We start from the raw sequence: 8,250 nt of genomic DNA on the forward strand, positions 1-8,250 counted from the left end.
CTCACGCCGGGTTGGCGGCCACGGCCCGTCTGGCCCGGTCGCGTACGGCGGTGCCGAGGAAGACCACCCCGAACACCAGGCCCACGAACAGGGCGATGGAGGCCCCGGTCGCGACGTTCCACCGTGTGGAGACCCACACACCCGCCAGGGCGCACGCGATCCCGATCCCGGCGGCGAGCGGGAACAGCGGCGCGAGCCTGTCGGTGATCAGGCGGGCGGTCGCGGCCGGGCCCACGATCAGCGCCACGGCGAGGATCGTCCCCAGCGCGGGCACGGTGGCGACGACGGTCACCTCCACGACGGCGAGCAGCGCGAAGTCGAGCAGCACGAGGGGCAGCCCGAGCGCCGCCGCCCCCACCGGGTCGAACGCCGCGAGCAGCAGTTCCTTGCCCACCAGGACGAGCACGAGCAGCACGCCCGCGGCGACGGCGGTGGTCGCCACCAGGTCGCCCGCGCCGACGGCGAGGACGTCGCCCACCGTGTAGGCCGCCAGGTCCTTGGTGAAGCCGTCCTGCGACGACACCAGCACCACGCCGAGCGCGAAGCCGCCCGACAGCGCGATGCCGGTGGCCGTGGTGAAGTCCTGCCCGCGGCCCCGGCCGAACGCCAGGACGGCGGCGACCACCAGCAGCCCGAACAGCCCGCCGCCGAGGTAGAGGTTCACCCCGAGCAGGGCGGCGACGACGATGCCGGGGAACGTCGCGTGCGTGAGTGCCATCGTGAAGAACGGCAGCCGCCGCGCGATCACGAAGACGCCGACCACCCCGCCCAGCGCGCCGACCAGGACGGCCTCTGCGAGGGCCCGGTGGACGGTGGAGTCGAGCCAGCTCACGCCGCCTCCAGGACCGACCTGCGACGGGCCCGGCTCAGGCCCGCCTTCCTGCGGACGTACGCCACGGCGTGGGCCAGGCCGTACATCGCCACCAGCACGAGCACCACGGTCGCGCCGGAGGCGAGCCTGATGCCATACCCGACCGACGCCTCGTAGCTCACGACCAGCCCCAGCCACCCGGCGCCCGCGCCGACGAGACAGGCCAGCGGCACGATGACCGCGAGCCGGTCCGACAGGCTGCGCGCCGCCGCGGCCGGCACGATGAGCAACGCGATCACGAGGATCGTGCCGACCGCCTTCACGGCGGCCACGACCACCAGCGCGACCGCGACATTCAGCACCAGGTCGAGCAGTCCGACGCGTACGCCGGCCGCCTGGGCGCCCTCGGGGTCGAAGGCCCGCAGCAGCAGCGGCCGCCGCAGCACCGCCAGCAACGCCACGACCACGACCGTCACGACGGCGGTCTGCGCGAGCTGCGCCTCGCTGACCGTCAGCACCCGCCCGAACAGGAACGCGGTGAGGTCGGAGGTGAAGCCGGTCTGCCGCGACACGATCACGACGCCGACCGCGAACAGCGTGGTCAGCAGCATGGCGAGGGCGGCGTCCTCGCTCACCCTGCGGCGCCGGGTGAGCAGCGTGAGCAGGACGGCCGTGACGACCCCGGCGGCCAGCGCGCCCCAGAAGATGCCGCCGTCACCGGCCATGAGGTGGCCGATGACGACGCCGGGGAAGACGGTGTGCGTCAGGGTGTCGCTGACGAACGCGAGCCGGCGCAGCAGCACCAGCACGCCGACCGTGCCCGCGAGCAGGCCGAGGACGACCAGTTCGATCAGCGCCCGCGCCATGAAGGGCAGCTGGAACGGCTCGAAGAACATCATGTCTGGGTCACGATCACGCGGTCGCCGCGCAGTTCGAGCGCGTGCCCGCCGTACGTCGCGCGCAGCCGCTCGGGCGTCAGCACGTCGCCGGTCGGGCCGAAGCCGAACTGGTGCCGGTTGAGCAGGCACACCTCGTCACAGGCGAGGTGGGCGATGGCGAGGTCGTGGGTGCTGACGACGACCGAGGCGCCCTGCGCCTTGAGCGAGCCGATCGCCTCCAGCAACGCGTGCTGGCTGACCGCGTCGACGCCGTTGAACGGCTCGTCGAGCAGCAGCATCCGCGGCTTGGCGGCGATGGCCCTGGCCAGCAGCACCCGCTGGCGCTGCCCGCCCGACAGCGTGCCGAACCGGTCGCGGGCCCGCCCGGCCAGCCCGACCCGCTCCAGGGCGTCGGCCACCTCGGCCCGGTCGTCGGCGGAGGGGCGGCGCAGCCAGCCGATCCGCCGATATCGGCCCATCATCACCACCTGCTCGACCGACACCGGGAAGTCCGGGTCGAGCGTGTCGGCCTGCGGCACGTAGGCGACGTCGCGGCGGGCCTGCGCCGGGGGCCTGCCCAGCACCTCGATCCTGCCGCGTACGACCGGCACCAGGCCGAGCAGCGCCTTGATGAACGTGGACTTGCCGGCGCCGTTCGGGCCGATCAGCGCCACGGCCTCGCCCTCGTGGACGACGCCGTTCAGTTCTTCCAGCACCGGGACGTCGCCGTAGGCCACGCTCGCCCGGTCGAGCACCAGGGTCGGCGCGCGCTCACTCATGCGGCGGTCCCCCTCAACGCGTTGACGATGGTGTCGGTATTGTGCTCCTCCATCTGCAGGTAGGTCGCACCGGCCGACCCTTCGGGGCCCAGCGAGTCGCCGTACAGGGCGTCCTCCCCGGCCACGACCGTCACCCCGGCCTCGCGCCCGATCGCCTCGGCCGTCTTGGGCGGCAGCGACGCCTCCGAGAAGACGGCGGCCACCCCGGTCTCCCTGATCTTGGCGACGAGGTCGGACACCTGCTTGGCGGACAGCTCCGCCGAGGTGTCGAAGCTCGGAATGATCGAGCCGACGAAGGTCAGCTTGTAACGGTCGAGGTAGTAGCCGAAGGCGTCATGGTTGGTCACCAGCTTGCGCCGGTCGGGCGGGATGGAGTCGATCTTCCTGGCGATCTCGCCGTCGAGCGCGTCCAGCTTCGCGTCGTACGCCGCCTGGTTGGCCTGGTAGACCGCGGCGTCACCCGGATCGGCGGCGGCGAACCCCTTCTCGATCGTGGCGACCATCGTCTTGGCGTTGAGGGGGTCGTGCCAGATGTGCGGGTCGCCGTCGCGGATCTGCACGCCCTGGGAGGCGTCGACCACGGGCCCGTCGAAACCGGCGGCCGAGATCGTCTCGTCGAGCCATTTCTCCAGGCCCACGCCGTTCTTGACCAGCACGTCGGCCTCGGCGATGGCCCGCATGTCCGCCGGGGACGGCTCGTAGTCGTGGGGATCGACGTTCGGCCTGAGCAGTTGGTGGACGCTCACCCGGTCGCCGCCGACGTTGCGGGCGAAGTCGGCCACCTGCGTGGTGGTCGCGACCACTCTCAGCGGCCGGGCCGGATCGGAAGAGGACGCGGACGTGTCCTCGCCGCCGCAGCCGCCCGCGGACAGGGCGAACAGCACGATCAGCGCGGCGGACGACAACCTACGGGCGAGCGGCGAGAGCACGACGAATCCTCAAGTCGGCATATCAAAGTCGGCACGGGAAACATCCCCCCCCAAATGTCCCGCAAATGAAAATCATTGTCAACTTGGGCACTTGGGACCCGCCGCCATAGACACGTACGGCTCCCGCGCCGAGACGCGGGAGCCGTACGAGAGATGGAGAGAGACGGAGGAACCGTCAGACCTGGCCGGCCTTCTCCAGAGCCGTGCAGCAGGTGTCGACGATCAGGCGGGTGACGACGTAGGGGTCGACGTTGGCGTTGGGGCGACGGTCCTCGATGTAGCCCTTCTTCTCCACCTCGACCTGCCACGGGATGCGGACCGAGGCGCCGCGGTCGGAGACGCCGTAGCTGAACTTGTCCCACGGAGCGGTCTCGTGGTGGCCGGTCAGGCGGTCCTCGATGCCGTGGCCGTAGTTCTTGACGTGCTCCATGGCGTTGTCGGCCAGGGCCTCGCAGGCCGTGATGATCGGCTCGTAGCCCTCACGCATGGCCTTCGTGGAGAAGTTGGTGTGCGCGCCCGCGCCGTTCCAGTCGCCCTTCACCGGCTTCGGGTCGAGCGTGGCGGCGACGTCGAACTCCTCGGCGGTCCGATAGAGCAGCCAGCGGGCGACCCACATGTGGTCGCCGACCTCCAGCGGGCCCCCCGGGCCCACCTGGAACTCCCACTGGCCGGGCATGACCTCGGCGTTGATGCCGGAGATCTTCAGGCCGGCGGCCAGGCAGCGGTCGAGGTGCAGCTCGACGATCTCGCGGCCGAACACCTCGTCGGCGCCGACACCGCAGTAGTAGCCGCCCTGCGGAGCGGGGAAGCCGCCCAGCGGGAAGCCGAGCGGGCGGCCCTCCTTGAAGAAGGTGTACTCCTGCTCGATGCCGAACCACGAGTCCTGCTCGGCGAAGCGCTCGGCCACCTCGACCAGCGCGGCGCGGGTGTTCGTCGCGTGCGGGGTCAGGTCGGTGTGCAGGACCTCGCACAGGACCAGCACGTTGTCACCGCCGCGGATCGGGTCGGGGCAGGTGAAGACCGGCTTGAGCACCAGGTCGGAGGAGTGACCGGTGGCCTGGTTGGTGCTGGACCCGTCGAAGCCCCACACCGGCGGCTCGGCGCCGTCGGCAAGAACCTTGGTCTTGGACCGGAGCTTCGCGGTCGGCTCCGTGCCGTCGATCCAGATGTACTCGGCCTTGTAGGTCACGTCGATCCCTTTCGAACGAGGCGGCCTGGCGTTCGTCCGCCACGCTCGACAGTGCCGTTTTGGCATTTCGTAACCTTTGCCCGTTTGTAACCAGAGTGTTAACGCGCATTCTTTGCCTTGACAGTGCGATGAGTAGCTGTTGTGCCCCTGACACATGAACGCCGCTCTCTTGGGCAGTCGGATGGGCGTCAACCAATCGCAACCGCACCGGGAGTGAGCGCAGATGGTCTTATTGGGCCTGCTTCTGGTCCTGATCGCGGCGGCGGCCGTGATCGAGGTGTCGGTGAACGACACCGCGAACACCCTGCCGATCACGGTCCTGGACCGCACGTTCAACCTCAGCCCGTTCGAGCTGTTCATCGCCGGCGTCGTGACCGCCGCCGTGTTCGTCGTCGGCCTGCTGCTCATCACCGGCGGCATGCGCCGCGCCGCCGTGAAGCGCCGCCGGCAGCGTGAGGCGCGCCTGGCGGAGCGGGACCGCGTGTCCCGCCTGGAGGCCGAGAAGCGCGACCTGGAGCGCCGCCTGGAGACGTCCCCCAAGACCGACCGGGATGGCGACGGCGTCGACGACCGGGCCGAGCGCGCCGAGCGTCCCACCGCGCCGCACGACCGCGTGTCGGTGCCCGCTCAGCAGTCGTCCCGCGACCAGCTGGTGGCCGGCGGGCGTCACGCGACCGACGACCACCGCGCCTGATCTGTCCATACCGGGGCACGCTGGGGCATGACGGGGTGGCACTCGCCCGTCCGGTCACGACCGGACGGGCTCGGGGGTCCGCCCGGGAGCCGACTCCGGAAGCCGCGCCCTGGGCACGTCCCGCCCCTGCGCGCGGGCCAGCTCCGCGAAGGTGATCGCGTTGCGTACGGCGGCGCCGCCGGGGTCGTTGTTGAAGTAGACGTAGGCGTCCGTCACGTCCCCCAGGCGGTCCACCCAGTGGCTCAGCGCGCGCCGGCCATAGTTCGGCCAGGGCTCCGCCGCTCCCTCGTGGAAGCGCAGGTAGACCCAGCCGGCCGTACGCCACAGAGGACCGGCGGGCCGGCCGAGCCGGTCCGCCCAGCACAACGCGGCCCCATACTCGGTCAGCAGCGAGCGGATCTCGTCGGTCCACCACGAGGCGTGCCGCGGCTCGACGGCGACCCGTACGGCACGCGGAAACCGCGCCAGGCAGGCCCGCAGCCGCCCGGCGTCCACCTGCAGGGTCGGCGGCAGTTGCAGCAGGATGGGGCCCAGCTTCGGGCCGAGGCCCTCGGCCACGCCCATCAGCCGCTCGACCGGCTCCTCAGGGTCCTTCAGCCGTTTGATGTGCGTCAGGAAGCGGCTGGCCTTGACCGCCATGACGAAGTCGGGCGGCGTACGCTCCCGCCACGACTCGAACGTCTCCCGCTTCGGCAGCCGATAGAAGGCGTTGTTGTTCTCGACCGTGGCGAAGATCTCGCCGTACCTCTCCAGCCACAGCCGCTGGGGCACACCGCCGTAGACGAGGTCGCGCCAGTCGGCGTACTGCCACCCCGAGGTTCCCACCAGCACGGGCATGTCCGTCCCCTACCCACCGGACCGCATAGATCGCAGTTATCGGGGCACGCGACGTCAAGAACGAGCAAAAGAGGGGAGCATCGAATGATCCAGGACAAGACGATCGCGTTCCTCGTCGCCCCGGAGGGGGTCGAGCAGGTCGAGCTCACCGAGCCGTGGAAGGCCGTCCAGCAGGCGGGCGGCACGCCGAGGCTGGTCTCGGTGGAACGCGGGGAGATCCAGGCGTTCCATCACCTCGACAAGGCCGACACCTTCCCCGTGGACACCGTGGCAGGGGAGGTCTCCGCCGCCGACTTCGACGGCCTGGTCCTCCCGGGAGGGGTCGCCAACCCCGACTTCCTGCGTCTTCGGCCCGAAGCCGTACGGTTCGTCAAGGAGTTCTTCGAGGCGGGCAAGCCGGTAGCGGCGATCTGCCACGCGCCGTGGATCCTCGTGGAGGCCGACGTGGTGCGCGGGCGCACGCTGACCTCGTGGCCCAGCCTCCGGACCGACCTGCGCAACGCGGGGGCGACCTGGGTGGACCAGGAGGTCGTGGTCTGCACGGCCGGTCCCAACACGCTGGTGACCAGCCGTAAGCCGGACGATCTGAAGGCCTTCTGCCAGGCCGCCGTGGACGCGTTCGGCGCCTGAGTTCGGCACCTGAGTTCGGCGTCTGAGGCAGGGCTTTCCCGGGCGGATCAGGCTCTGTCATGCTTTCCGGGTGCGATCCCGCGGACTTACGGCATGACCGAGGTTTTCACGCTCGGAGAGGCATTGGGCGTCGTCTCCGGCGACCGGCTCCGGCATGACATGACCATCCGTCTCGACGTGGAGGGGCCCGAGCTGACCACGGCGGTCGGCCTTGCCCGGCTCGGCCACACGGTGAGCTGGCTGGGCCGGGTCAGCTCCGACGAACTCGGCATGCGCACGCTGACCGTGCTGCGCGGCGAGGGCGTCGACGTCTCCCACGTACGGGTGGACGAGACGGCGGCGACCGGGCTGATCCTGCGCCAGCGGCGCATCGGCCGTTCGTCGCATGCCGTCCACTACCGCGAGGGCTCGGCCGGGTCACACCTGTCGACCGGCGACGTGCCCGGTGAGGCCGTCCAGTCGGCACGGATTCTGCACGTCACCGGCGTCACCCTCGGGCTGAGCGGCCTCGCGTGGAGCGCCGTCCACCACGCCGTCAAAATCGCCAAGGACGCCGGCGTGCTCGTCTCCGTGGACGTCAACCACCGCGCGAACCTGTGGGAGAGCGTGGAGGACGCCCGGCAGGGGCTCACCGAGCTCGCCGCCTCGGCCGACGTGCTCTTCGCCACCCAGGACGAGCTCATGCTCGTGGAGCCCGCCCTCGCGTCCAGGCCCGAGCTGGTCGTGACCCGGGGCGCCAAGGGTGCCAGCGCCACCGTCGAGGGCCTGCGCTACGACACCCAGGCCGCCCCCGTGACCTCCGTCGACCCCTCCGAGGTCGGCGGCGCGTTCGTCGCCGGCTACCTCAGCGCGATCCTGGACGGCCTGCACCCGGCGGACCGCCTCAAGCGCGGCATCTCGGTGGCCGCCTTCGCGGTCGCCAGCCACAGCTCCTGGCAGGGCCTCCCCACCCGCGGCGAACTCCCCCCGTGACCAGGGCGGTCCCCTCAATCTGTGATCCCAGGAGATTCCTAGTTGATCTTGAACTAGCCCCGAAGACGCGAAAGAATTAATACAAGCTTTCGAATCTCTTGTTGGGGGGTGCCATGGATCTGTTCGACATCGATCCCGAGCACTCCCGTCATTCGAACACGCCTGACGACGGCTGGTGGGACCGTCTGATCGCCAATTCGCCGCTGTGGTCGTCCGACGGCTCATCCGCCCGCGAGCCCTTCCCGATCATCAACTTCGGGCCCCGGCAGCCCGCCAACGCGCCCAGCACCGAGACCACGAGCGGCCCAGGGGCGGACGTCTCGGGCACCGATCCCGACAACGCGGGTAGCGATGGTGCGGATCCCAGGCGTAGGGACGCCGCCGGTGCGAATGCCGCTGGCATGGACGGCGCTGGCGCGGATGCCGCGCGTTGGACCGCCGACAGTGCGGGATCTGACGCGGGTGCCGCCCGTGGAGCTGCCGACGGTGCGAATGCCGCTGGCACATACGGCGCTGGCGCGAACGCCGCGT

At 70.8% G+C, this 8,250-nt stretch carries 9 protein-coding genes and 1 pseudogene; 4 read left to right on the forward strand and 6 right to left on the reverse strand.

Going from position 1 to position 8,250, the window contains the following annotated elements:
* Position 1 precedes the first annotated feature (1 nt).
* The 5 genes from HCK04_RS36910 to glnII all read right to left on the reverse strand — a co-directional run bounded on the left by HCK04_RS36910 (position 2) and on the right by glnII (position 4,586).
* Entirely contained in the window at positions 2–832 is an 831-nt protein-coding gene (locus tag HCK04_RS36910; protein WP_142651974.1) for a metal ABC transporter permease, read from the reverse strand.
* Positions 829–1,710, reverse strand: coding sequence for a metal ABC transporter permease (locus HCK04_RS36915; protein ID WP_142651975.1), 882 nt, complete (start codon positions 1,708–1,710; stop codon positions 829–831). The genes HCK04_RS36910 and HCK04_RS36915 overlap by 4 nt, the downstream gene beginning before the upstream one ends.
* Positions 1,707–2,468 (reverse strand): metal ABC transporter ATP-binding protein, encoded by a 762-nt coding sequence (locus tag HCK04_RS36920; RefSeq protein WP_142651976.1) that lies wholly within the window; start codon positions 2,466–2,468, stop codon positions 1,707–1,709. The genes HCK04_RS36915 and HCK04_RS36920 overlap by 4 nt, the downstream gene beginning before the upstream one ends.
* Positions 2,465–3,397, reverse strand: a complete 933-nt coding sequence (locus HCK04_RS36925; RefSeq protein WP_142651977.1) for a metal ABC transporter substrate-binding protein — start codon at positions 3,395–3,397, stop codon at positions 2,465–2,467. The genes HCK04_RS36920 and HCK04_RS36925 overlap by 4 nt, the downstream gene beginning before the upstream one ends.
* 175 nt (positions 3,398–3,572) lie before the next feature.
* Positions 3,573–4,586 (reverse strand): glutamine synthetase, encoded by a 1,014-nt coding sequence (gene glnII, locus HCK04_RS36930; RefSeq protein WP_142651978.1) that lies wholly within the window; start codon positions 4,584–4,586, stop codon positions 3,573–3,575.
* Positions 4,587–4,809: 223 nt separating this feature from the next.
* Between glnII and HCK04_RS36935 the strand changes: the two genes are divergently transcribed.
* The gene (locus tag HCK04_RS36935; protein WP_142651979.1) at positions 4,810–5,280 is read left to right on the forward strand and encodes a hypothetical protein; all 471 of its coding nucleotides are present in this window, start codon (positions 4,810–4,812) and stop codon (positions 5,278–5,280) included.
* A gap of 54 nt (positions 5,281–5,334) precedes the next feature.
* Here HCK04_RS36935 and HCK04_RS36940 read toward each other — a convergent pair whose 3' ends face one another.
* The gene (locus HCK04_RS36940) at positions 5,335–6,117 is read right to left on the reverse strand and encodes a DUF72 domain-containing protein (protein WP_142651980.1); all 783 of its coding nucleotides are present in this window, start codon (positions 6,115–6,117) and stop codon (positions 5,335–5,337) included.
* Positions 6,118–6,201: 84 nt separating this feature from the next.
* Between HCK04_RS36940 and HCK04_RS36945 the strand changes: the two genes are divergently transcribed.
* The 3 genes and pseudogenes from HCK04_RS36945 to HCK04_RS36955 all read left to right on the forward strand — a co-directional run.
* Positions 6,202–6,747 (forward strand): type 1 glutamine amidotransferase domain-containing protein, encoded by a 546-nt coding sequence (locus HCK04_RS36945; protein WP_142651981.1) that lies wholly within the window; start codon positions 6,202–6,204, stop codon positions 6,745–6,747.
* Positions 6,748–6,840: 93 nt separating this feature from the next.
* Positions 6,841–7,719, forward strand: a complete 879-nt coding sequence (locus tag HCK04_RS36950; protein WP_142651982.1) for a sugar kinase — start codon at positions 6,841–6,843, stop codon at positions 7,717–7,719.
* Positions 7,720–7,832: 113 nt separating this feature from the next.
* Positions 7,833–8,250 (forward strand): annotated as a pseudogene (locus HCK04_RS36955) (hypothetical protein); the annotation flags it as partial.

This window comes from Microbispora sp. CL1-1, assembly GCF_012034195.1.
Taxonomy (GTDB): domain Bacteria; phylum Actinomycetota; class Actinomycetes; order Streptosporangiales; family Streptosporangiaceae; genus Microbispora.